Raw genomic sequence first — 23,972 nt, forward strand, 5'->3', positions numbered from 1 at the left:
CTGCAAACATTTGATTCTTGCAATAAAATGCGGTTTCAAGCATCTTGACCTGTAACCGACGCGTTAGACAGTCGGCATTTTTCGTGATCGAGAGGCAGGATCACATGGCAGTCAAGACTATCCTTGCGTCCGCAATGACGCTGGCGCTGATCGGGTTTGGACCAACGGTTCTGGCCCCGACGATGGCGCATTCTCAAACCCTTCGCATCATGCCGGGCAGCACCCGCGACACGCTGGCGGTGGCGATGAACCGCGCCGTTGTGGTGGAAACCGAGTTGCCGTTTGCAGAATTGTCGATTGCCAATCCGGGCATCGCCGATATCTCGACGCTCTCGGATCGCTCGATTTATGTGCTGGGCAAGGCCCCGGGGCGGACCACGCTGACGATTCTGGGCACCAATGGCGATCTGATCGCCAACGTCGAAGTTCAGGTGACACCGGATGTGGCGGAATTCCGCGAACGGTTGCGGCAGATCCTGCCCAGCGAAAACATCGAGGTGCGGACCGCCAATGACGGCATCGTCATGTCGGGCACCGTGTCGTCGATCGCGCGCCTGGACGCGGCGCTGCAACTGGCCGAACGCTATGCCCCGGGGCGCGTGTCGAACCTGATGGGCGTCGGTGGAACGCAGCAGGTCATGCTGCAAGTGCGATTCTCTGAAGTGCAACGCGGCGTGGCGCAAAACCTGGCCGCCAGCTTCGCGATGGGGGGCTCATCCGGCGTCGTCGGCACCGGTGGCTTCAACACGCCGGCGCTGGCCACGTCGGCGCTGGCGGGTTCGCCCACACCATCGGGCGCGAGTGCGGCGGGTGTGTTGTCAGGCGGATTCTCGATTGGCAGCGTGCAATTTCAGGTCATGCTGGAGGCGATGGAATCCAACGGCCTGTCGCGCACCCTGTCCGAACCCAACCTGACCGCCTTGTCCGGCCAAGAGGCGTATTTCCTGGCGGGCGGCGAATTCCCGGTTCCGGTTCTGGGCGAAAGCGGATCGGTCAGCATTGATTACCGCCCGTTCGGCGTGGAACTGACCTTCACGCCCCGCGTTCTGGACAGCGATGTCATCAACTTGCAACTTGACGCCTCGGTCAGCAGCATCGACGCCTCGACGACCGTCACCACGGGCGGCGTTTCGGTGCCTGGTTTCCGCCGCCGTCAAACCTCGACCACGGTCGAGTTGCGCGACGGCGAGAGTTTTGCCATCGCCGGCCTGTTGCAAGACGACTTTCAGGGCAGCGTCGCGCAGGTGCCGTGGCTGGGCGACATCCCGATCCTGGGGGCCTTGTTCCGCAGCACCGAATATCAGCGCGACCAAAGCGAATTGGTGATTTTTGTCACCGCGCATCTGGTCTCGCCAACACGCGGTGAGGCGTTGCTGTTGCCCACCGACCGCATCCGGCTGCCAAACGAGGCGCAATTGTTCCTCAATGGACAGTTGACCGGTGGAACCAGCGGCGCAGCCGAAGTCTCGCGGCAGGATTTCCGCGGCGGCTACGGCTATGTGATGGATTAAGGTAGGAGAGCACCGATGCAGATTTCCCGCCGCGCACTGATGCTCGGCCTGGCCGCAGCACCCCTGACTGGTTGCGCAGAAGCCTATTTGGGCCCCGAAGTGGGTATCCATATCGACGAAGGCAACTTCGGCAACCCCAGCGCGCATAACCTGCTGGTTCAAACCGGACAGTTGCCCTTCGCCATTGACCTGGCGCAGCGATTTGCCGCCGAGGTTCCGACAACGATCACCTTCGCGTTTGATTCGGCGCGGCTGGATGGCACCGCGATCGCGGTCCTGCGGCGCCAGGCCCATTGGATCAACCAGTTCCCCGAAGTGACGTTCCGCGTCTTTGGCCATACCGATCTGGTGGGCTCGGCCGCGTATAACCAACGGCTGGGCATGCGCCGCGCTCGGGCCGTTGTGGCCTATCTGATTCGGCGTGGCGTAAGCCGCTCACGGTTGGAAGCGGTTGTTTCCCATGGACAAACGCAGCCCCTGATCCAGACCACTGATCGCGAGCGGCAAAACCGCCGTACCGTGACCGAAGTGTCCGGCTTCCTGCAAAGCCACCCGATGATCCTGAACGGTCAATACGCCGCCGTGGTTCATCGCGAATATATTGCCAGCGCGACGCGGAATCCGAACGGCTGACCCGCCGCCTTACCTTCGCCGCTTTTGCAGTGTCAAACCGCCCCGTTGTCTGAAAAGACGGCGGGGCTTCTCAATTTTATACACTCTTGGCCCGACAATTAAGGTTTTTTAGCCCAATTATCGCCAAGATTACCCCTGATGTTGGTCTCGTATCCCCCCGCCGGATTCGCGTGCGGTGTGTGACGTCAACAAGTGCCATTGGCCTGCAGAATGCAGTCCCGGAGGATGAGAAAATGTCGAGCTCTAACGCAAACAGCAAACTGGCCGCCCCAATCCGGGCCTGCACGGTGACGCGCGATGTGCAAAACTTTGATCTGCTGATCGAGGACATGGAGCTTGAGCTCGGCGAAGGCTGGGGTGATCTGACATTCCACAGTGCGCTGAAATATCTCGACCAGCCCGACGCCAGAACGCTGGAGTTCATCGCCATCGCGATTGACGATGAGGACGACTCGAACATGGCGATGATCGAAGCCGTGATCCAGCGCGCCAATTCGCTGAAGGTCAGCGTGTTGTTGATTGCCGAGGAACTGAGCCCGATCATCCTGCACCGGCTGCTGCGCCTGGGGGCCAGCGATTTCGTGCCCTATCCGTTGCCCGAAGGCGCGCTGCACGATGCGATCCTGCGCCTGCGCCAATCGACAATCGAACCCATGCCCGGGGCGACCCAGCATCAACGCAACACCACCGCCACCCAGTCTCAGGGCGCGGTCTATGCCATTCATCCGCTGGCGGGCGGGTCCGGGGCAACGACCTTCGCGGTCAATCTGGCCTGGGAAATCGCCAATTCCGGCAAAAAGGCGCCAACCGTCTGCCTGCTTGATTTCGACCTGCAAACCGGGTCGGTTTCGACCTATCTGGACCTCGCGCGGACGGAAAAAGTCTATGAATTGTTGTCAAACACCGCCGTGCTGGAACGCGATTTCTTTTTGAACACCCTGCAAACGTTCAACGAAAAGCTGCGGGTCCTGACCTCTGCCGCCGATATGCTGCCGCTGGACCTGATCACGCCCGACGATATTGAACGCGTGATCCAGATGGCGCGCGCCGAGTTTGACATCGTGATCATCGACATGCCCGGCACCGTCGTGCAATGGACCGAAACCGTTCTGAACGAGGCCGATGTCTATTATGCCATGATGGAAATGGACATGCGGTCCGCGCAGAACGCGCTGCGCCTGATCCGCGCCCTGAAGGCCGAGGATCTGCCGCTGGAGAAGATCCAGTATGTGCTGAACCGATCCCCGAAATTCACCGATCTGTCCGGCAAGGCGCGGGCGAAACGCATGGCCGAGAGCCTCGATATCGAATTTGCGCTGATGCTGCCCGATGGCACGTCACAGGTGACTCACGCCAATGATCACGGTCTGCCGCTTGCGGAGATTGCGCCGAAGAACCCGTTGCTGAAAGAAATTCGCAAACTGGCCCATTCCTTCGCCACTTCGGTGCGCGACGACAACCGTGCTGCGGCTTAAGGAGAGACCCCATGTTTTCGCGATACAAGAGAGACGCACCGACCGCGCAGAAACCGCGCGAATCGCGGGCGGTTCCAACGCTCGACACACCTCCGGGCACACAAGCGCCCAAGGCCCACACCCATGCCGTGGCGCCGACTCATCACCAGCCCGCCGCCAAGCCCAAGCCAAGCTTCAAGGCAATGCCCAAAACGGCGGCCATTACCACGGACACCCCGGCAAACGACAAGGACCGTCGCCGCAAACAGCGCATCCTTGAGCTGAAATCCGAACTGCACACCAGACTTCTGGACAACTTGAACCTGGCCGCGCTTGATAACGCCTCCGAGGCGGAATTGCGGGCCGAAATCGCCTCGATCGCCGCCGAAGCGTTGAGCGACATCAGTTTCGCACTGACCAGCGAAGAACGGATGGTGTTGAACCAGGATCTGTATCACGAAGTCCGCGGGCTTGGCCCGCTGGAGCCGCTGCTGAAAGACGATACCGTCAACGATATTCTGGTGAACGGCCCGAATCGCGTGTTTATCGAACGCAATGGCAAGCTGCTCCTGACAGACGTGACCTTCAAGGATGAACGCCACCTGCTGCGGATCATCGACAAGATCGTCTCGGCGGTTGGTCGCCGGGTTGATGAATCGAACCCCTATGTTGACGCCCGTCTGGCCGATGGCTCGCGCTTCAACGCGATGGTGCCGCCGGTGGCCGTTGATGGATCGCTGGTCTCCATCCGGAAATTCAAGAAGGAAAAGCTGAGTATCAATGATCTGGTGGCGTTCGGCGCCTTCTCGGAAGAGATGGCGATGTATATCGAGGCCGCGGTCGCAACACGCCTGAACATCATCGTCTCGGGCGGTACCGGTTCGGGCAAGACCACAACGCTGAACGCGCTGTCGTCTTTCATCGCCCATGACGAACGCATCCTGACCATCGAGGACACCGCCGAATTGCAGTTGCAACAGACGCATGTCGGCCGGATGGAAAGCCGCCCGGCCAACGTTGAGGGCAAGGGCGCGGTCACCCAGCGCGACTGTCTGCGCAACGCACTGCGGATGCGCCCCGACCGGATCATCGTCGGCGAGACGCGCGGCGAGGAGGTCATCGACATGTTGCAGGCCATGAACACGGGCCACGACGGCTCCATGACCACGATCCACGCCAACTCGTCGCGCGATGCCGTGTCGCGGTTGGAAAACATGGTCGCGATGGCCGGGATCGAGATGCCGCTGAAAGCCGTGCGCAGTCAGGTGGCCAGCGCCGTGAACCTGATTGTTCAGGTCAGCCGCCTGCAAGACGGCTCGCGCCGGATGGTGTCGATCACCGAAGTGACCGGCATGGAGGGCGAGATCATCACCATGCAAGAAGTCTTCCGCTTTGAGCGCACCGGGATGGAGCCAGACGGCAAAATCCTGGGCCATTACACCGGGGCCGGGATTCGCTCGCATTATTCCGACCGATTCCGCCGCTGGGGCTATGACCTGCCGAACAGCATCTACGACGTCAATGAGAGGGCGTAAATCATGTCCATTTCTCCTGTATTGCTCATGTATGCCTTGATTTTCGGCGGCATTCTGCTGCTCGTCGAGGCGATCTATTTATTGACCTTCGGGCGCTCGGTCCGGCTGGGAAGCCGCCTGAACCGGCGCATGGAAATGCTCGAGTCCGGCGGCAAACGTTCGGATGTCATCGAGCGGTTGCGCAAGGAAACCAACCAGCACAGCGGCGGCGCGGCGATCCCGTTCTATTCGCTGCTCGCGGAAAAGGCCGAAAAGGGCAAAATCGCCTTCTCGCCGGTCATGCTGATGTTGATGATGATCATTCTGGGATGCGTGGGCTTCCTGGCGATGACCCTGTTTACCGGCGCGCCGACCCTGTTGAAAGTCGGCGTGAGCGCGGCAATGGGCATTGGTGGCATCTGGGTCTGGGTCTCGGGCAAAGCCAAAAAGCGCCGGGATATGATCGAAGAGCAACTGCCGGACGCGATTGACCTTTTGGTGCGCGGTTTGCGTGTGGGCCATCCGTTCACCCATGCCCTGGCCAGCGCCGCCAAGGAAATTCCGGACCCATTGGGCACTGAATTGGGCCTGATCGCCGATGAGGCCGCCTATGGGCGCGACGTCGGTGAGGCGTTGATGGCCTTCGCCGAACGGATGGACATGCAGGACATTCGCTTTCTGGCCGTCTCGGTGACAATTCAGGCGCAGTCTGGCGGCAACCTGGCCGAGATTCTGGACGGTCTGTCCAAGGTGGTTCGCGCCCGTTTCAAGCTGTTCCGCCGGGTGCGTGCGATCACCGCCGAGGCGAAATGGTCCGGCATGTTCCTGTCGGCGTTTCCCATCGTGGCCATGCTGACGATCAGCATGATCAAGCCGGATTATTACGACGAAGTGAAAGAAACCGCGCTGTTTATCCCGGTGGCCCTGGTGGTCGTCGCGTTCCTCATCGTGAACGTGATCTACATGCGCAAAATGGTGAATATTCAGGTTTAGGATCAGGACAATGTTTGACTCTGTCATCACGCTACTGTCGTCACCCCCTGTGCTGATCGCAATCTTTCTGGCGATCGGGGTCACCTTGGTCCTGTTCACCTTGCTGGGGCGCAAAGACACCATCGACCCGCTGCAAAAGCTGCGGGAACAGTCTCGCGACATCAACAAACCGGGGATCGAGCTGGGTCGTCGCACCGATAGCACGGCCCTGACCAAACGGCTGGACAAGTTCAAGTCGTTTCTGGAACCCGCCACCGGCGACGAAATGGACGAGGCGCGCTTGCAGATGATCCAGGCCGGGTATCATGGCCGCTCGGCAGTGCGCGACTACCACGCCATCAAATTCATCATGGGTGTCAGCGGCTTGCTGCTGGGGTTGGGCTATATGTTTGCCTTCCCTGCCAATGAGGGCGCGTCGATCGTGGCAACGATAATCCCGGTCATGGTGCCGACATTGGTTGGCTACTATTTGCCGATCTATTGGGTCTCCAAACGCCGCGCCGAACGGCAGAAACAGATCACCGGCGGCTTTCCCGATTCGCTGGATATGCTGTTGATCTGCACCGAAGCCGGGCAGTCGATGGACCAGTCGATCAACCGCGTCGCCAAGGAATTGAAAGCCGGCTACCCGGCCTTGGCCGAAGAATTCGAAACCGTATCGCATCAGGTCAAAGCCGGCAGCGACCGGTTGAAAGTGCTCAAGGACATGGGCGAACGCTGCGGCAACCCGGATATCCGCTCGTTTGTCACGGTGCTGATCCAATCCGCGACTTATGGCACCTCGGTCGCCGACGCATTGCGGGTCTATGCCGCAGAAATGCGTGACAAACGCGTGATGCTGGCCGAAGAAAAGGCGAACGTCTTGCCGACCAAGCTGACTCTGGGCACAATGATGTTTACCGTACCCCCCTTGCTGATCATCCTGATCGGCCCCTCGGTACACGGAGTGATCACCATGCTTGCGACGGCTGACTTCAGTCTATGATCAAGATCGTCTGCGTCGCCGCGCTACTGGCGCTGGCGGCGTGCCAACCGACGAGCTCGAACTTCACCCCCGACGGCCTTGCAGGTCGTGCGGTCGATCCCGGCGATGATGTCGACGGGTTGCTGGTGGGCCACCGCCTGATGGCAGCCGGGGAGTTTGAGCTGGCGCTGCGGGCCTATTACCGTTCAATGGCACAACAAGGCCCCTCGGTCGATGCCTTGTCGGCGATTGGCTCGGCCAACCTACGGTTGGGGCGCTTGGGGCAGGCCGAACAAATGTTAAGCCGAGCACTAGATCTAGATGCAGAATTTGTCCCTGCCCTCAACAACTTGGGGGTCGTCAAGGTCGAGCACGGCGATTGGGGACAGGCCGCGCATCTGTTCCGAAACGCCTTTGCACTCGATAGTGGCAGATCGGAAGAAATCCGGCAAAATTTGCGCCTGGCACTCGCAAACTTGCATGATTCAGGCTATACTGAAGAAAATAATAATAATTTCGCTCTAGTGCGGCGCGGAAACGGTCGTTTCCTTCTCCTCGCCACACCTTGAGCGTCGAGCAGTGAAGGACAGTATATGCGCCAGGTGTGGATTGCACCGATGTGCCTTGTGGGGCTTGTCGTTCTGTCTGGGTGTACCCAGGGAATGCATGCGCAAACCGCACGGGCCATCGACAGCGTTGCGGAAATCGATCAGGAAAACATGGCGGAGATGATGCTGGCCGTCGCGGACCCCCGCGAAGCGGTGGAGTATTTCACCACCGCCTCGCAGGCCCAGCCGGATCGGATCATCTTTCGCCGGGGTCTGGCGCAATCCCTGATGCGCGCCGGTCGCGCCGACGAAGCCGTGCCGATCTGGCGCGAGGTCGTCGCCCACTCCGAGATGGTCGAGGATGATCGAATTCGGGTTGGCCGAGGCTTATATCCGCGCGAATGACTGGCCACAGGCCGAGGCGACGCTGAATATGGTGCCGCCAACCTATGAAACCTTCAACCGCTATCGGCTGGAGGCAATGGTCGCGGATTCGCGTCAGCAATGGGACCGGGCCGACAGCTTCTATGAAATCGCCGCCGGCCTGACCGCGACCCCCGCCAGCGTGTTGAACAACTGGGGATATTCCAAACTGACCCGTGGCGACCACCGCGGCGCGGAACGGTTGTTCACCGAGGCCCTGCGCCACGATCCGACGATGTTCACCGCCAAGAACAACCTGGTCCTGGCACGGGCCGCGCAGCGCCGTTACGAACTGCCGCTGGTCGCCATGACGCAGATCGAGCGCGCCGAGTTGCTGCACACGATGGCCCTGGCGGCGATCCGTCAAGGCGATGTGGCCACCGGACGCGCCCTGCTTCAAGACGCCATCGCAACCCACCCGCAGCATTTCGACGCGGCGGTGACGGCCCTCGCCGCATTGCAATAAGGCCGCTCCATGTTGACCCAATCCGCGCATGCCGCCCTGTGGTTGCTGATTTTCGCGACACCGATCGCGCTCTATGTCGCCTGGAGCGATCTGCGCGCCATGCGTATCCCCAACAAGTCGGTGCTGGCGCTGCTGATCGTCTATGCGATTGTCGGCGTTCTGACCTTGCCGATCTCGGTTTGGGCATGGTCCTGGCTGCATTTCGTCGTGGTGCTGGTCGTCGGCTTTGCCTTGAGCCTGACCGGCGGTTTCGGCGCCGGCGACGCAAAATTCGCCGCCGCGATGGCCCCGTTCATTGCCTTGGGCGACCTGCGTTTGTTCCTAGTCTTGTTCAGCGCCGTGGTGCTGGCCGCCTTTGTCGCGCATCGCATCTTGCGGGCGATCCCGGCGATCCGCCGCGCCACCCCCGATTGGGCAAGCTGGGAGCGTCGTGAGTTCCCGTTCGGCCTGGCGCTCGGTCCGGCGTTAATCTTTTATCTTGGTTTGGCATGTCTTTATGGCGGTTGAACCCGTGATTCCCTTGCGTGAGGTTGGCCGATGAACGATCAGACCCCGGCGGGGCACACCCGCATTCAACCGCCCCCCCTGCCCGCCAGCCTTGCCGAGACCGGGCTGTCGATGACGATGATGCGTGACATCCTGCTCAAGACGATGTTCCGCATGTCGATGAACCATATCTCAGAGTTGTCGCGCGTTCTGTGCCTGTCCTTTGCGCAGGTTCAGCTGCTGATTGACGATGCGCGCGGCGAGCATCTGATCGAGGCGATGGGCACGATGCAGGCCACGGCGACCTCGTCTGAGATGGGCTTCCAACTGACCGATGGCGGCCGCACCCGCGCACAACAAGCCCTTGCAATTTCAGAATATTACGGCGCGATGCCGGTCCCGCTGGACATTTACGCCGAACAGGTCCGCCGCCAATCCATCCGCAAGTTGAAGGTCACGCGCGAACAGTTGGTATCCGCGATGGGCGACCTGATCCTGCCCGAAGGGTTGCTGGCCGATCTGGGCCCGGCGGTGACCTCGGGGCGCTCGATCCTGATGTATGGCCCGCCCGGAAACGGCAAATCCTCGATCTCCAACGGGATCCGCGACGCCTTGGGGGATTTCATCTACGTCCCGCGCGCGATCGTGCATTCGGGGCAGATTTTGGCGGTCTACGACCCCATCGTTCACCGACTTGTGCCGGTCGAACAGAGCAGCAGCACCGCGCTCCGGGTGACCGGGCTGCGGTTTGATCCGCGCTATGTGCTGTGTGAGCGTCCAACCGTTATCACCGGCGGCGAATTGAAGCTTGAAATGCTGGAGCTGAAATACAACCCGGTTTCGAAAACCTATCAGGCTCCGCTGCAATTCAAGGCGATGGGCGGCGTGTTCATCGTGGACGACCTCGGCCGCCAGGAAGAACCGCCGCAAGCGCTGGTCAACCGCTGGATCGTGCCGCTGGAGATGAATTATGACATCCTGACTCTGGTGTCGGGCGAAAAATTCGTGGTGCCCTTCGATACGCTGGTGATCTTTTCCACCAACTTCCACCCAAACGAGATCTTTGACCAAGCCGCCCTGCGCCGGATCTTTTTCAAGATCAAGATCGACGGCCCCAATCAGGCGGATTTCCTCAAGATTTTCGCGCTCGTGGCCCGCAAACGCCGCATTCCGTTGAACGAAGATGCCCTCATCCACCTGTTGCAGGTCAAATACCCGACCATCAACAATATCTACTCGAACTATCAGCCGGTGTTCCTGATTGATCAGATGATCGCCATGTGTGAGTTCGAGGGGAAGCCCTATCACATGTCGCCGGCGTTGATTGATCGTGCGTGGTCCAACATGTTCGTCGAAGACGCGGTTATCGTGCGATAGTCGTATCAAGCGGCGCGCCCCACTGGCCTGACGCATGATGCGCGTCGGTCCGGCGGGTCGGCAGCACGTCGCCCATGCGCCGCATATTCTTGCGTCTTGCGCCGATTCCCGGATGGTCGATACCATCGACATTTCAACCTCGTCTTAGAACGGACTGCCTGCCCCAAGGCAGCCTCGGAGCGCCCATGACAAACTCGCAATCCCCTGATCCCGACGCGCGCCTTCGCGACAGTTTCAACCGCCAAACCATGATGTCGACCCTGGGCGCGACGATGGTGCAAGGGGGCGGCGGGCGCTGCGTCCTCACCGCACCCATTGCGCCCCATGTCTTGCAACAACACGGTGCCGCACATGCCGGGCTGGCCTTCACGCTGGGGGATTCAGCGGCGGGCTATGCGGCCTTGTCGCAGATGCCCGATGGGGTTGAGGTTATGACGGTCGAGATGAAGATCAACCTTCTGGCACCCGCCGTCGGCGAGGCGCTGGAGGCGGTCGGTGAGGTGGTCCGCAGCGGTCGGCGTCTGACGGTGGTGCGCGCCGAGGTGTTCGCATTGAAGAACGGCACCCGGAAATCCGTGGCGCTGTTGCAAGGCACGATGATCCCGGTCGATCCGGCCTGACAAAAAACCCGGGCGCCCGGCTCTTTCGTTCCCCGGCCCCTTCGTTCACCGTCTCAGGCCGTCAGCCCCTGCGGTTCAGCCAGCCCATGCGCGCGGCACGTCGCCGTCAATGTGTTGGCCAGCAGGCAGGCGATGGTCATCGGCCCCACGCCGCCCGGCACCGGCGTAATCGCCCCCGCCACGGCCGAGGCGCTGGCGAAATCCACATCGCCGACCAGCGTGTTCTTGCCATCGCGCGCGATGCGGTTGATGCCCACATCAATCACCGTGGCCCCCGGTTTCACCCAGTCACCCTGGATCATCTCGGGTCGGCCAACCGCCGCCACCAGAATATCGGCACGCCGGCAGACCTCGGCCAGATCCTTGGTGCGCGAATGCGCAATGGTCACCGTGCAGCTGTCGCCCAGCAGCAATTGCGCCATCGGCTTGCCGACGATGTTCGAGCGTCCGACAATCACCGCGTTCAACCCTGACAGACTGCCCAGATGATCGCGCAGCATCATCAGCGAGCCCAGCGGCGTGCAGGGCACCATGGATTTCTGCCCGGTCCCCAACAACCCGACGTTCGAGATATGGAACCCGTCGACATCCTTGGCCGGGTCAATCGCGTTGATCACCAGATCGCTGTTCATATGCGGCGGCAACGGCAATTGCACCAGAATGCCATGCACCTTGGGGTCGGCGTTCAGCTGCTGGATCAAACTCAGCAACGCGGCCTCTGTGGTCGCCACGTCCAGCTTGTGCTCATACGAGTTCATGCCGACTTCAACCGTCTGCTTGCCCTTGGATCTCACATAGACCTGGCTGGCCGGATCTTCCCCCACAAGCACCACGGCCAACCCCGGCACCAGACCATGCTCATCCTTCAAGCGTTGAACATGCTCGGCCACTTGCGCGCGCACTTTGGCGGCAAACGCCTTGCCGTCGATGATTGTCGCAGCCATGTCTTGCCCCTTCATCTTGCCTTAAATACTCATCTTGGCCGAAGGCCTACGGGCGGCGGAACCCAGCGCCCCGCCGCCGAAATTTTGTGCCTCAGAACAACCCTTCGACGTGACCTTCCTCGCCGATGCGGATGGTTTCCGCCGCCGGGGTGCGCGGCAGGCCCGGCATGGTCATGATCTCGCCGCAGATCGCGACGATGAACCCGGCGCCCGCCGACAGACGCACTTCGCGCACCGGCACCGAATGGCCAGTTGGCGCGCCGCGCAGATTCGGGTCGGTCGAGAACGAGTATTGGGTTTTCGCCATGCACACCGGGAAGTGGCCGTAGCCTGCCTCCTCCCAGGCCTTCAGTTGCGCGCGCACCGATTTGTCGGCAATCGCGGCATCGGCGTGATAGATGCGCTTGGCGATGGTGTCGATCTTGTCGAACAGGCCCATCTCGTCGGGGTAAAGCGGCGCAAAATTGGCACTGCCGGATTCGGCCATCTGCACAACTTTATGGGCCAATTCCTCGATCCCCGCCGAGCCGTGGGCCCAGTGTTTGCAAACGATCGCCTCGGCTCCTTGCGCCGCGACATAGGCTTGCACGGCAGCGATTTCGGCGTCAGTATCCGAGTGGAAATGGTTGATCGCCACCACCACCGGCACGCCGAAGCTTTTGACGTTGCCGATGTGGCGGCCCAGGTTCGGGCAGCCCTTCTTGACGGCCTCCACGTTCTCGGGCCCCAGATCGGCCTTGGCCACGCCGCCGTTCATCTTCATGGCGCGCACCGTGGCGACGATGACCGCCGCCGAGGGTTTCAACCCGGCCTTGCGGCATTTGATGTCAAAGAACTTTTCCGCGCCAAGGTCCGCGCCAAAACCGGCCTCGGTCACCACATATTCGCCCAGTTTCAACGCCGTGCGGGTGGCGATAACCGAGTTGCAGCCATGCGCGATATTGGCGAACGGGCCGCCATGCACAAAGGCCGGGTTGTTTTCCAGCGTCTGCACCAGGTTCGGTTGCATCGCGTCGCGCAGCAGAACCGTCATCGCGCCATCGGCCTTGATGTCGCGGCAATAGATCGGGCGACGGTCGCGGGTGTAGGCGACAACGATATTGCCCAGACGCTTTTGCAGATCGTCCAGATCCTTGGACAGACACAGGATCGCCATGACCTCGGAGGCCACCGTGATGTCAAAGCCGGTCTGGCGCGGGAACCCGTTGGACACACCGCCCAGCGAGGTCACCACATCGCGCAGCGCGCGGTCGTTCATGTCCATCACCCGGCGCCAGACCACGCGGCGGTCGTCGATTTCCAGCCCGTTGCCCCAGTAGATGTGGTTGTCGATCATCGCCGACAGCAGGTTGTGCGCGCTGGTGATCGCGTGGAAGTCGCCGGTGAAATGGAGGTTCATTTCCTCCATCGGCACGACCTGCGCATAACCGCCACCCGCGGCGCCGCCCTTCATGCCGAAGTTCGGGCCCAGGCTGGCCTCGCGGATGCAGATCACGGCCTTCTTGCCGATGCGGTTCAGGCCATCGCCCAGGCCGACGGTGGTGGTGGTCTTGCCCTCGCCCGCAGGCGTCGGGTTGATTGCCGTCACCAGGATCAGCTTGCCGTCCTTGCGGCTCTCAAGCGAATTGATGAAATCCTGGCTGACCTTGGCCTTGTCGTGGCCATAGGGCAGCAGGTGTTCGGACGGAATGCCAAGCGCAGCGCCGATCTCCATGATCGGTTTTTTCTTGGCTTCGCGGGCAATCTGGATATCGGACTTAAAGGACATGAACGGCGGTCTCCCTCGCGGTGATGGGCTTGCCTCGTGCATACCGGGTCTGTGCGCGTTGTCGCCCCCCTTTTGCGACAGGTTGGCGGCATTTTCCGTCCTGTCAGGTTTCCAATGCGAACGCAACGACCCGCGCCGGACACGTCAGGCGCACTTCAGGTCCAGGTTGGCTGCCAGGGCGGTTGATCCGGCACGAACAGCCGCAACCGGTCACCCAGCGCGACACGCCCTTCGGCCTCGACCCAGGCAGTGACCCCGCGACGCCCTTTCGCCGCGGGCTTGAACCTTGCGCCAAAGCCCGCGTGCAGGTCCTCGATGGGCCGGGCGGGCAAGGTGCAGGGGCGGTTGACCATATCCACGGTCAGGCAAGCGCCCGAGGCCGCCAACAGCCGCGACGACGGCGGGATATGCGTGAAATCCGGGATCCCGCGCAGAACCATGCTGGCCCCCAACAGCGCCGGGTCAAGCGCCTCAAGCCCCATGGCTTGCGCGATCTCGTCAAGCTCTTCGGCCGAAAGCACCGACAGTTGCCGCGTGTTCCGAATCGGCGTGTTGCGCGGATAGAGCCCGGTCACGCGCGAGCACGACAGGCGCGTCATCCCGCCGTGGCTTTCGCCGTCAGGCCCGTCAAAGCCAAGCTCCATTGCGTCAAGCGGCGTTGACGGCAGGCGGACGTCCCGGTTCTCAACCCGCCCCAGCCAGAGGATCGTGGCCTCGAACTCTGTGGCTTTCAACGCGGGCATCGCAACCTCCGACTGGCCCGAGGGTATCGGGCAAAGAAAAACCCCGGCACCGTGAACCGGCACCGGGATGATTTCAAGCCTCAAGCGCGGATCAGGCGCTTGGGTTCGGCTCCATGCCGCTGTCATCCGACGGGCGGCGCGGCTTGGTTTTGGGGATCGAGGCCACCGAGGGAACATTGCCCGATGGCGTGGAATCATCCTCGTCACGGCCCGGCCCTTGGCCTGCCATCACGCGCTTGATTTCCTTGCCGGTCAGGGTTTCGTATTCCAACAGCCCCAACGCGAGGTTCTCCAGCTCGTCCGCATGTTCCGTCAGGATCCGCTTGGCGGTCTGATAACCCTCATCGACAATTTTACGCACTTCGTCGTCGATCAGCTTTTGCGTGTTGCCGGAAATCTTGGCGCCGCCCTGATAGTTGCCCAGATAGCTTTCCTGCTCGTTGGCATAGTCGATGTTGCCCAACTCCTCGGAAAAACCGAACTGCGTGACCATTGCCCGCGCGATCCGGCTGACCTGCTGGATATCGCTTGCTGCGCCCGAGGTGACGTTCTCTTTGCCAAAGATCAGTTCCTCGGCCACCTTGCCGCCCATCGCCATGGCGATTTTCGACTTGTATTTGGTGTAGGTGACGCTGAGCTGATCGCGCTCTGGCAGCGACAGCACCAGCCCCAGCGCACGCCCGCGCGGGATGATCGTCGCCTTGTGGATCGGGTCATGCTGCGGCACATGCAGGCCGACAACCGCGTGCCCGGCCTCGTGATAGGCGGTCAGCTTTTTCTCGTCCTCGGACATCACCATGCTGCGACGCTCGGCGCCCATCATGACCTTGTCCTTGGCGCTCTCAAAGTCGTCCATCGTCACAAAACGGCGGTTCTTGCGGGCGGCGGTCAGCGCGGCCTCGTTCACCAGGTTCGCCAGATCCGCCCCCGAGAACCCCGGCGTGCCGCGCGCAATGATGCGCAGATCGACATCCGGCCCCAGCGGCACCTTGCGCGCGTGAACGCCCAGGATCTTGTCGCGGCCCTTGATATCCGGGTTCGGCACCTGCACCTGACGGTCAAAGCGACCCGGACGCAGCAAGGCCGGATCCAGAACGTCTGGCCGGTTGGTCGCGGCGATGATGATGATGCCTTCGTTGGCCTCAAAACCGTCCATCTCGACCAGCAACTGGTTCAGGGTTTGCTCACGCTCATCGTTGCCACCGCCATAGCCGACACCGCGCGAGCGGCCGACGGCGTCGATCTCGTCGATGAACACGATGCAGGGCGCATTTTTCTTGGCTTGCTCGAACATGTCGCGCACACGGGATGCACCGACACCAACGAACATTTCCACGAAATCCGAGCCCGAGATGGTGAAGAACGGCACACCGGCCTCACCGGCAATGGCGCGGGCCAGCAGCGTCTTACCGGTGCCCGGAGGGCCGACCAGCAGCGCGCCTTTGGGGATCTTGCCGCCCAGACGGCTGAATTTCTGCGGCGTGCGCAGGAATTCGACGATCTCTTCCAGCTCTTCCTTGGCCTCGTCGATGCCCGCCACGTCGTCAAACGTCACGCGGCCCGATTTTTCGGTCAACAGCTTGGCCTTGGATTTGCCAAAGCCCATCGCCCCGCCTTTGCCGCCGCCCTGCATGCGGTTCATGAAGAAGATCCACACACCGATCAGCAACAGGAACGGCAGCCACACCGACAGCGCCGACATCAAGCCCGAGCGTTCCTGCGCCCGCGCCTCGACCGAGACGTTGGCGTCGATCAGGCGGTCGGTCGGGTTCTCGCCCGAGGGGCGGATGGTCGAATAGACCTGCCCTGCCCGGTCGGTGACGCGCAGCGTCTCGCCGTCAATGACCACGCGGCTGACATCCCCCGCCTCGACACGCTGCAGGAAGTCGGAATATCCGACGGTCCGTCCTGTTGTCGTGCTGCTGCCGTTGTTGAACAGCGTAAACAGAACGATCATCAAAAAGAACAGGACGATCCAAAAGGCGAAATTTCTCGCGTTGCCCACGGGGCTCTCCAATCACAGGGCCGATTGTGGCCAGTTGGGGTTAAAATAGTGATGCAACGGCCAACTTCAATGCGATAGTGCCAAACCATTGTCCGACGCGGCGACAGGTCGCGCAGAAAGATGCCATTTTTGCGGCCAAAACGCCAATGGAGCCGCGATTAACGCGTCCTCTTGCCAAATCGCCGGCGTTGCCAAAAGAATTGCCCGCGACAATCCGGTGTCGCGCCAATGGGCATGAATCCCGGCTTTGGCCTGCACGCCGAGCTGCCTGAGCCCCGTTTCACCCAGCGCGCGAATCACCCCGACACCCGGCCCCCGCGCCGTCCAGCGCCCATCCCACAGGCCCGTGGTCGGCGCTTCACGCCCGGCAACCGCGCGCGCCTCGCGGTACATCCGCAGGTGCGCCCCCTCATCCACCAACACGCAGCCCATCAAGGTGCCGTGTTGCGCGAGCAGCCGGTGCAGGGCGTCCAACCTCGGGCGATGCTCCGCGCCAGACAGCGCCATCAGCAAATGCGCAAACAGCCGGTCACGGAGTTCCGGGTCAAGGGTCAGGGCCGATTTCGCGACAACCACGGTGCCCGCCTCGTCACGGGCAAGAGCGTGCAACGCCTCACGGGTCCGCCGCTCCAACGCCACGCGGGCGCGCTGCATATGCCGCGCGGTCTCGGCCAGGCGGCGCGCCTCGAGGCCCAGCGGCTTGAGCGCCGCCAGAACCGCGCGCGCGCGGACCCGTTGAAACCGGTGATCGCTGTTTGACGGGTCCTCGACCCACGCGACGCCGCGCGCCCGCAACAGCGCGCGCATAGCCTCGCGCGGCGTGTCCAGAAACGGTCGAAGCCACAGCGTGCCATTCGCGCTGCGTGCCTCGACCATTGCCGACAACCCATCCACGCCCGACCCTCGCGCCAAGCGCATCAGCACGGTTTCCGCTTGATCATCAAGCGTATGCCCCAGAATCACCGCCTCGACGCGCCCCTGCGCCCAGCCGCCGATCAAGCCCAACCGGGCCTGACGCGCCGCCTCTTGCAAATTGCCGCCCGCCGGACCCGCCCAGCGCAAAACGCTGTGCGCGACCCCCAGATCGCCACACAACGCGGCAACCTGTTGCGCCTCGGCCGCAGATTCTGCGCGCAAACCGTGATCCACGGTGACCGCGGCCACCCGCGCGGCGCCCAAAACCTCGACCGCCAGCACCAGCGCCGCCACGGAATCGCCGCCGCCCGACACCGCCACGCCCAGCATTTCAAACGGCCCGTGCCGCATCAACGCCGCCCGCAAGGCGTCCTGAGGATCACGCGCCACCGCACCCGCCCCCGCTCTTGGTTCTATAAATATCCACGGGGGGTGAATGGCGCAGAGCGCCAGAGGGGGGCCGTGAGCCCCCCTTTTCGCCGTTCAAACCGGGTGCAATGCCGATCAGTTCGAAACCACCACAACAGCGCGGCGGTTCAGATCCCAGCAACGCTGCTCGGCGCAAACCTCGACCGGGCGCTCCTTGCCATAGCTGACGGTGCGCAGACGGCTTGCCGAGACACCCTCGCTGATCAGGAATTGCTGTGCGCGGGCGGCACGTTGCGCGCCCAGGGCAATGTTGTACTCGCGGGTGCCGCGCTCATCGGCATGGCCTTCGACCAGGACCATGTATTGCGGGTTGCGGTTCAGCCAGACCGCTTGCGTGCGCAGAATGATCTGGCCCTGATCCGACAGGTTGCTGCTATCGACGGTAAAATACACCGTGTCGCCAATCGTCTGGTTGAAATAGGCGATCGACGTCGGATCGTTCGGGTCACCCAGCGCGGTCGAGCTGATCCCGCCAGCGCCGGCCCCGTATTCATAGTCATCGCCACCGCCGCGCGGGTTGTTGCAGGCCGCGAGTGCAATCGCGGCAGCCACCAAAATGGCTTTGTTCAGGAAAGTCATTGATCTTGATCCTTATGGTTCATCCTGCCCTTGCGCTCACTATACCAGAGGCCACGCGCGGGGGGAATCGATGTGCGTTCACGTTCAGTTTTTTTATGGCAACAACGGTGACCATGACGGGTCCGACGCCGGGCCGGGTGTTGGTATGGTGCGCAGATTGCGCCCGGTGATATCGACCGACATCAGCATCGGATCGCCGCCCGCCTGTTCACGGGTGAACATGATCACCCGGCCATTGGGCGACCATGTCGGGCCCTCATCGAGGAAACTCGCGGTCAGCAACCGCTCGTTCGAGCCATCGACCCGCATCACGCCGATATGAAAGCGGCCGTTGTGTTGTTTGGTAAACGCCACCAGATCGCCACGCGGCGACCAGACCGGTGTCGAATAGCGCCCCTGTCCCTGACTGATCCGCTGCGGCTCACCGCCGGAAAGCGGCATGACATACAGTTGCGAATTGCCCGTGCGGTCGCTTTCGAACACCACGCGCGTGCCATCCGGCGAAAAGCTGGGAGCGGTGTCGATCGAGGTGGTCTGCGTCAATTGCCAGCGCTGCCCGCTGGACAGGTTGAGCAAATACAGGTCCGTGGTGCCATTGACCGACATCGAATAGATCACCGTTTGCCCATCGGGCGCGAAGCGGGGCGCAAAGGTCATCTCGCCGGGTTGATCGCCGATGATCTGGCGGCGACGGCTGGCGACGTCCATCACATAGATGCGCGGAAAGCCGGTTTCGTAGCTGGTGAACAGGATCCGGTCGCCGGTGGGCGAAAAGCGCGGCGCAAAGGCCAGCGATGTGCCGTCGGTCAGGTACTGCGTATTCTCGCCGTCCTGATCCATGATCGCCACCTGCTTGCGCCGCGCGGTCCTGGAGCCTGATTCGGCGATGAACACCACCTGGCTGTCGAAATAGCCGCTTTCACCGGTCAGGCGTTGATAGACCTGATCCGAGACGCGGTGCGCCATGCGTCGCCAGGTGTCGGTGCTGCCGTCCAGTTGCAGACCGTCGCCCAATTGCTGACCCGACACGACATCGAACAGCCGGAATTTCACGGTGATCTGCCGCCCGTTGACCCGCACCGCGCCGGTGATCAGCGCGCGGGCATTGATCGCGCGCCAATCGGCAAACTGCACCGGGCTGTCAAAGCTGGTGATGCGCCCGACATGCGCGGTTGGCGGGATTTCCCGCAGCAGGCCGGTGCCCGACAGGTTGTTGGCGATCACCCGTGCCAGGGATTGCGTGTATTGCCCGCCCGCGCCATTTTCCGGCACAAAATCCGGGATCGCGAAGGGCACGGGTTCGATCACGCCCTCGGTAATCTCGATGCGCAGCGGGGTCTGGGCCAAGGCGACCTTGGGCGCGACGATCAGACCGGCCAAAAGGCCAAGCACGGGGCGGCGGGAAAATTGGGTCATCGTGTACTCATCCGTGCTGGGTTGAAGGTGATTTCGACCAGTCGCCACTGATCATACAAGTCCTGCGGCAATCCATACCCCTGTGTACCACATTGCACGATGGCCTGTCGCCCCGCGTCAAAAGCGGCTTGCTGCGCGGCGAACGATCCGCCATCGGCCGAAACCTGCCGGATCGTCGATTCTATGGGTCGCGAGTCGGACGTCATCTCGAAAGCAATGGTGATCACCACATTCAGGGCCTCACTCGACAGGATACCAACGTTCCAGCAGCTTTCAATATTGAGGCGCAGACCATCGACGACCGACGCCGACAGCGCGGCCGGTTCGTCCAGCGCCCCGGCCAAGGCCTCGGCCAAGGCGTTTTCGACGGCGCTGGCGGACGGGCCGGTGTTCGCCTCGGGGGCGGGCGTCGGCTGCAGCGCGGGCTGGGCCGCCGCCACGGGTTGCGGCGCGGGCGTTGGGGCCGGCGCGACGTCGGGTGTGGCGACGGGCGCCGCCGGGCGGCTGCGCGGGCGCAGGCTGACCTCGGGCGCGGTGGCGGTGCGCTGCGCGGGTTCGGTCTCGGACAGACGAGTCGCCTCGGTCACCGTTTCGGTGGCGGCCGCCTCGCGCTGGGTGGCCTCTTGTGCCTCGGGGGCTTCGACAATCGCGGTGCTGTCAGGGGCTGCGGCGGCTTGATCGACCGGGGCAATGGCAACGTCGGGCTCTGGCGTTGGTGCGGCTTGTGGGGCGACACGCTCTGCCGGGCGCTGCACGGGCGTCAAGCTGGCCTGCGGCGTGGTTTGCGGCGCGACAACCGCAGCCTGCGGCGGCTCTGGCACAGGGGCAGGCGCAACCGGCTCGGGCGGCGTGATCGGGGCCGGGGGGGTAACGGGCGCAGGCGGCGTGATCGGCGCGGGCTCAGGCGGCGTTACCGGTGCCGGTGCGGGTTCTGGTGCGGGGCCGGCGCGGGGCCGGCTGCGTCAACTCTGCGAAATCCTGCGCCGAAATCAGCGCCACCTCGGTCACCTCCGGGATCATCGGATTTTCCGGCGACGAGAACAGGTCAAACAGCATCACCCACAGGATCAGCGCAATGTGCAGCCCCGCAGAGACCTTCTGTCCCGTATTCCACTGAAGTTGCGCAATCGCCGCCATGTTCTGTTACCGACCCGTGTCGGCTCCAAACGCCGGGCCACCCGTATCCGTCACCAGACCGATATTGCGGAACCCTCCGGCGTTCAGCGCCCCCATGATTTGAACCACACGCTCATAGGGAATCGCCCCGTCGGCACGCAGGAACACGCGGTCATCCTGCCGCTCGGCGGCGATGGCTTGCAAGCGGGGCAGCAAGTCATCGGCGGTGATCTCGGTGGTTTGCAGCATGATCAAGCCATCCGCCGTCAGGGTAATCGCCAGCGGTTCCTCTTGCTCGGACGGCAAGGCGCCGGCGGCGGTGCGCGGCAGTTCCACCGGAACCCCCACGGTCAGCATTGGCGCGGCCACCATGAAGATGATCAAGAGCACCAGCATCACGTCGACAAACGGCGTGACGTTGATGTCGGACATGCGCGCCGCATGGCCCCGTCTGCGACGCCGGGTGCCAGAGCTTGACTGTCTGCGGATTGCCTGCGCGCCCATGATCTAGGCGTCCAGATTGCGCGACAACAGGGTGCCGAACTCATCGGCGAATTGCTCGTATCCGCTGGCAATCGTGTCGCTGTCATCCGAGAGCTTGTTGTAGAAAATCGTCGCCGGGATCGCGGCCAGCAGGCCCAAGCCGGTGGCCATCAGCGCCTCGGCAATGCCCGGTGCCACGACGGCGAGGTTGGTGGACTGTGCCAGGGCGATTTCCTCAAAGGCGTTCTTGATGCCCCAGACCGTGCCGAACAGGCCGATGAACGGGCTGGCCGAACCGACCGACGCAAGGAAGGTCAGGCCGCCATTCAACTCGCGCGCCTCGCGGTCGATCGCCACATCCATCGACCGATCAATGCGCTGCGGCGTGCCGGGGATCAGCGCCCCGTCCTGACGGTGCGAGCGTTGCCACTCGCCCATCCCGGCGGCGAAAATCCGCTCGGGCCCGCTGGCGGGATTGGCACCGATGCGGGCGTATAGCTCATCCAGCGGCTCCCCGGACCAGAACGCCGTGTCAAACGCTGTCGCCTGAGCGGTGGCGCGACGGAAGGTGAGATGCTTCTGGATGATGATCGCCCAAGACCAGAACGACGCCGCAATCAGCAGCAACATCACCAGCTTGACGGTAAAGGTGGCGCGCAGAAACAGCGCGAGAAGCGAGAAATCAATATCGCTGGCGTTCGCCAGGGTGGCGGTGTCCATGGGTCTTATGTCCTGCTCGTGGTCGGGGCGGCGTTTTCTGGCCGCCCTCATTTGCCCGGATTCTAACCGCTTTCCAAGACAAAGACTAACAGAACCACGCGATTGTTACGGTTTTCCGCTGATCATGTCGGGAAAGTGAGCCAATTCCGGTGGCAAACGGCGCGGACGGCCCTGAAGTGACATGGCAATCAGGGTCGCGCGGGCCTTGAAGACCAGAATTTCACCGCGCCAGACCTCTTGGTTCAACGTCACGCGGGCTTTGGTGGCGTGACTCGGGGTGGTGCGGATCTCGAGGCGATCATCGAGGCGGGCAGGCGCGAGGAAATCGGCCTCGATCCGGTGGACGGCAAAAACGGTGCCGTGTTCGCGCAGATCATTCTGATCGACGCCCAGCTTTCTCACCCAATCCGACCGGGCGCGCTCGATGAATTTCAGGTAGTTGGCGTGATAGACAATCCCGCCCATATCGGTGTCTTCGTAATAGACGGTGACCGGGAAATGATGCGTCATGGCGGGCCTGTGGACTGCGAGAGGCCAGCATAAGAGACGCGACGGGCGGTGTCGTCCAGAAAATTTGAAACCCACAGCCCCTTTTCTGAAGCTGTGGGCAAACAGGGTGGTGTTGCGCACGGGGTCGCCTCTGATCACAGCCAGAGGGAACCCGTTCTGTGGCACGCCGGCGAAATCAGCCCGCGATCTTGCCCGCCATGTCAACCAGACGCGCGGCCTGATGGCCGATCACCTTGCGGACGCTCTCGTCAAACGGCGCGCCCTGCGTGTGGCTGTAGCCATAGGGGTTGCCGGTCTTGAAGATTTCCGCATCAGTATAGCCCGGCGCCACGATCACCGCACCCCAGTGCATGAAGGTGGTATAGAGGCCAAGGATGGTTGCTTCTTGTCCGCCGTGCGCGGTTGATGCGCTGGTCATGGCGCTGACTGCCTTGTTGGCAAGCTTGCCCTGGCTCCAGAGCCCGCCCAGCGTGTCGATGAAGGCGCGCAACTGCGACGGGGCCGAGCCGTAGCGGGTCGGGGCCGAGAACAGATAGGCGTCTGCCCACAGAAGATCATCGTGGCTGACCTCGGGGATATCGCTGGTTTTCTCAGCCTGCGCCTTCCAGGCGTCCTGCCCGTCAACCACGGCTTGCGGCGCGGTTTCGGTGACGCGCAGCAAGCGGACTTCGGCTCCGGCAGCGCGGGCAGCCTCGGCGGCGATTTCGGCCATCTGATGGTTGGTGCCGTAGGTTGAATAGAAGATGACGGCGAGTTTGGTTTTGGACATGGGATGCTCCTGTGAATGTTTGGCTCGTCGTATCAGGTTCCGCCCCGCTTGGCATCACGCACCCGCGCAAGGTTGGTGTGCGCTGGTGCGCATTGACGAGCGATTCAGGGGACTTGCCAGGCGTCGACGATCCACGCGCGAAGTGCGGCGTCATCGAGGGACGCCACGAATCTGGCGTCGGCGGGGTCTTCGAGGTGGTAGAAAAAGACGATGCGGGCGTTGTTGGCGTATGGGGCCCGGATATATTCGCCGTCCTCGGAGCCGGCGCCGCCGATGGTGGGGTGGAAACCGAGATCTCGAAGGGTGACGATCAGCCGTTCGAGTTGGGATTCGTAGGCCGGGGAGAATCGCTCCCAGAGTTCGACGGGTTCGGGGCCGGACAATCCCCAGGCAAAGGGTTCGCGATCGCGTGGGCGGGGGAATGTGATGTCCATGAAAAGTGATCCCGGTGGCATTGATTTTCTGTGCCGCAGATGGATTGCCGCGCTGGAAAGCTCAAGCTGTTTCGGGGCGGGCGGTGGTTGAAAGGGCCAATGTCCCACGGGGGGACAGGGTGTGAGACAAGGAAAATCAAGGGGTTGGCGTG

General features: G+C 62.4%; 24 protein-coding genes and 1 pseudogene. 11 read left to right on the forward strand and 14 right to left on the reverse strand.

The window, feature by feature from the left end; translation table 11 throughout:
* The first annotated feature begins 104 nt into the window (after nt 1-104).
* The 11 genes and pseudogenes from VDQ28_RS22300 to VDQ28_RS22350 all read left to right on the forward strand — a co-directional run bounded on the left by VDQ28_RS22300 (nt 105) and on the right by VDQ28_RS22350 (nt 10,989).
* Entirely contained in the window at nt 105-1,511 is a 1,407-nt protein-coding gene (locus VDQ28_RS22300) for a type II and III secretion system protein family protein (protein WP_416349415.1), read from the forward strand.
* Between the two features lie 15 nt (nt 1,512-1,526).
* Nucleotides 1,527-2,144, forward strand: coding sequence for an OmpA family protein (locus VDQ28_RS22305; protein ID WP_323038018.1), 618 nt, complete (start codon nt 1,527-1,529; stop codon nt 2,142-2,144).
* A 233-nt stretch (nt 2,145-2,377) separates the two neighbouring features.
* On the forward strand, nt 2,378-3,619 hold the full coding sequence (locus VDQ28_RS22310) for an AAA family ATPase (RefSeq protein WP_323038019.1): 1,242 nt from the start codon (nt 2,378-2,380) through the stop codon (nt 3,617-3,619).
* Nucleotides 3,620-3,630: 11 nt separating this feature from the next.
* Entirely contained in the window at nt 3,631-5,133 is a 1,503-nt protein-coding gene (locus tag VDQ28_RS22315; protein ID WP_323038020.1) for a CpaF family protein, read from the forward strand.
* A gap of 3 nt (nt 5,134-5,136) precedes the next feature.
* Complete coding sequence (locus VDQ28_RS22320) at nt 5,137-6,105, forward strand: type II secretion system F family protein (protein WP_323038021.1); 969 nt, start codon at nt 5,137-5,139, stop codon at nt 6,103-6,105.
* Nucleotides 6,106-6,115: 10 nt separating this feature from the next.
* Complete coding sequence (locus VDQ28_RS22325) at nt 6,116-7,090, forward strand: type II secretion system F family protein (RefSeq protein ID WP_323038022.1); 975 nt, start codon at nt 6,116-6,118, stop codon at nt 7,088-7,090.
* A complete protein-coding gene (locus VDQ28_RS22330; protein ID WP_323038023.1) occupies nt 7,087-7,638 on the forward strand; it encodes a tetratricopeptide repeat protein in 552 nt (183 codons plus the stop codon). Before VDQ28_RS22325 ends, VDQ28_RS22330 begins: the two co-directional genes overlap by 4 nt.
* Nucleotides 7,639-7,662: 24 nt before the next feature.
* A pseudogene (locus VDQ28_RS22335) lies at nt 7,663-8,506 on the forward strand (tetratricopeptide repeat protein).
* A 9-nt stretch (nt 8,507-8,515) separates the two neighbouring features.
* Entirely contained in the window at nt 8,516-9,013 is a 498-nt protein-coding gene (locus VDQ28_RS22340) for an A24 family peptidase (RefSeq protein ID WP_323038024.1), read from the forward strand.
* A 30-nt stretch (nt 9,014-9,043) separates the two neighbouring features.
* Nucleotides 9,044-10,369 carry an ATPase gene (locus VDQ28_RS22345; RefSeq protein WP_323038025.1) on the forward strand — a complete coding sequence of 442 codons (1,326 nt, stop codon included), beginning with the start codon at nt 9,044-9,046 and terminating at the stop codon, nt 10,367-10,369.
* 185 nt (nt 10,370-10,554) lie between these two features.
* Nucleotides 10,555-10,989 carry a PaaI family thioesterase gene (locus VDQ28_RS22350; protein ID WP_323038026.1) on the forward strand — a complete coding sequence of 145 codons (435 nt, stop codon included), beginning with the start codon at nt 10,555-10,557 and terminating at the stop codon, nt 10,987-10,989.
* 53 nt (nt 10,990-11,042) lie between these two features.
* Here VDQ28_RS22350 and folD read toward each other — a convergent pair whose 3' ends face one another.
* The 14 genes from folD to VDQ28_RS22420 form a co-directional block, all read right to left on the reverse strand.
* Complete coding sequence (gene folD, locus VDQ28_RS22355) at nt 11,043-11,933, reverse strand: bifunctional methylenetetrahydrofolate dehydrogenase/methenyltetrahydrofolate cyclohydrolase FolD (protein ID WP_323038027.1); 891 nt, start codon at nt 11,931-11,933, stop codon at nt 11,043-11,045.
* A gap of 91 nt (nt 11,934-12,024) precedes the next feature.
* The gene (locus tag VDQ28_RS22360; protein WP_323038028.1) at nt 12,025-13,701 is read right to left on the reverse strand and encodes a formate--tetrahydrofolate ligase; all 1,677 of its coding nucleotides are present in this window, start codon (nt 13,699-13,701) and stop codon (nt 12,025-12,027) included.
* Nucleotides 13,702-13,856: 155 nt separating this feature from the next.
* Nucleotides 13,857-14,444 carry an MOSC domain-containing protein gene (locus tag VDQ28_RS22365; RefSeq protein ID WP_323038029.1) on the reverse strand — a complete coding sequence of 196 codons (588 nt, stop codon included), beginning with the start codon at nt 14,442-14,444 and terminating at the stop codon, nt 13,857-13,859.
* 91 nt (nt 14,445-14,535) lie between these two features.
* Nucleotides 14,536-16,449, reverse strand: coding sequence for an ATP-dependent zinc metalloprotease FtsH (gene ftsH, locus VDQ28_RS22370; protein ID WP_323038030.1), 1,914 nt, complete (start codon nt 16,447-16,449; stop codon nt 14,536-14,538).
* Between the two features lie 66 nt (nt 16,450-16,515).
* Nucleotides 16,516-17,754 carry a tRNA lysidine(34) synthetase TilS gene (gene tilS / locus VDQ28_RS22375; RefSeq protein ID WP_323038031.1) on the reverse strand — a complete coding sequence of 413 codons (1,239 nt, stop codon included), beginning with the start codon at nt 17,752-17,754 and terminating at the stop codon, nt 16,516-16,518.
* A 114-nt stretch (nt 17,755-17,868) separates the two neighbouring features.
* On the reverse strand, nt 17,869-18,372 hold the full coding sequence (pal, locus tag VDQ28_RS22380) for a peptidoglycan-associated lipoprotein Pal (RefSeq protein ID WP_323038032.1): 504 nt from the start codon (nt 18,370-18,372) through the stop codon (nt 17,869-17,871).
* Between the two features lie 93 nt (nt 18,373-18,465).
* On the reverse strand, nt 18,466-19,788 hold the full coding sequence (tolB, locus tag VDQ28_RS22385) for a Tol-Pal system beta propeller repeat protein TolB (protein WP_323038033.1): 1,323 nt from the start codon (nt 19,786-19,788) through the stop codon (nt 18,466-18,468).
* Nucleotides 19,785-20,609 (reverse strand): hypothetical protein, encoded by an 825-nt coding sequence (locus VDQ28_RS22390; RefSeq protein WP_323038034.1) that lies wholly within the window; start codon nt 20,607-20,609, stop codon nt 19,785-19,787. Before VDQ28_RS22390 ends, tolB begins: the two co-directional genes overlap by 4 nt.
* A gap of 79 nt (nt 20,610-20,688) precedes the next feature.
* Nucleotides 20,689-20,925, reverse strand: a complete 237-nt coding sequence (locus VDQ28_RS22395) for a hypothetical protein (RefSeq protein WP_323038035.1) — start codon at nt 20,923-20,925, stop codon at nt 20,689-20,691.
* Between the two features lie 6 nt (nt 20,926-20,931).
* A complete protein-coding gene (gene tolR / locus VDQ28_RS22400) occupies nt 20,932-21,408 on the reverse strand; it encodes a protein TolR (protein WP_323038036.1) in 477 nt (158 codons plus the stop codon).
* Nucleotides 21,409-21,411: 3 nt separating this feature from the next.
* Nucleotides 21,412-22,107, reverse strand: coding sequence for a protein TolQ (gene tolQ, locus VDQ28_RS22405; RefSeq protein WP_323038037.1), 696 nt, complete (start codon nt 22,105-22,107; stop codon nt 21,412-21,414).
* Nucleotides 22,108-22,212: 105 nt separating this feature from the next.
* The gene (gene ybgC, locus VDQ28_RS22410; protein ID WP_323038038.1) at nt 22,213-22,617 is read right to left on the reverse strand and encodes a tol-pal system-associated acyl-CoA thioesterase; all 405 of its coding nucleotides are present in this window, start codon (nt 22,615-22,617) and stop codon (nt 22,213-22,215) included.
* A 175-nt stretch (nt 22,618-22,792) separates the two neighbouring features.
* Nucleotides 22,793-23,386: an NAD(P)H:quinone oxidoreductase gene (gene wrbA, locus VDQ28_RS22415; protein ID WP_323038039.1), complete on the reverse strand. Its 594-nt coding sequence runs from the start codon at nt 23,384-23,386 to the stop codon at nt 22,793-22,795.
* A 104-nt stretch (nt 23,387-23,490) separates the two neighbouring features.
* The gene (locus VDQ28_RS22420) at nt 23,491-23,820 is read right to left on the reverse strand and encodes a hypothetical protein (RefSeq protein WP_323038040.1); all 330 of its coding nucleotides are present in this window, start codon (nt 23,818-23,820) and stop codon (nt 23,491-23,493) included.
* Nucleotides 23,821-23,972: the final 152 nt, after the last annotated feature.

This window comes from Pararhodobacter sp. (assembly GCF_034676545.1).
GTDB lineage: Bacteria > Pseudomonadota > Alphaproteobacteria > Rhodobacterales > Rhodobacteraceae > Pararhodobacter.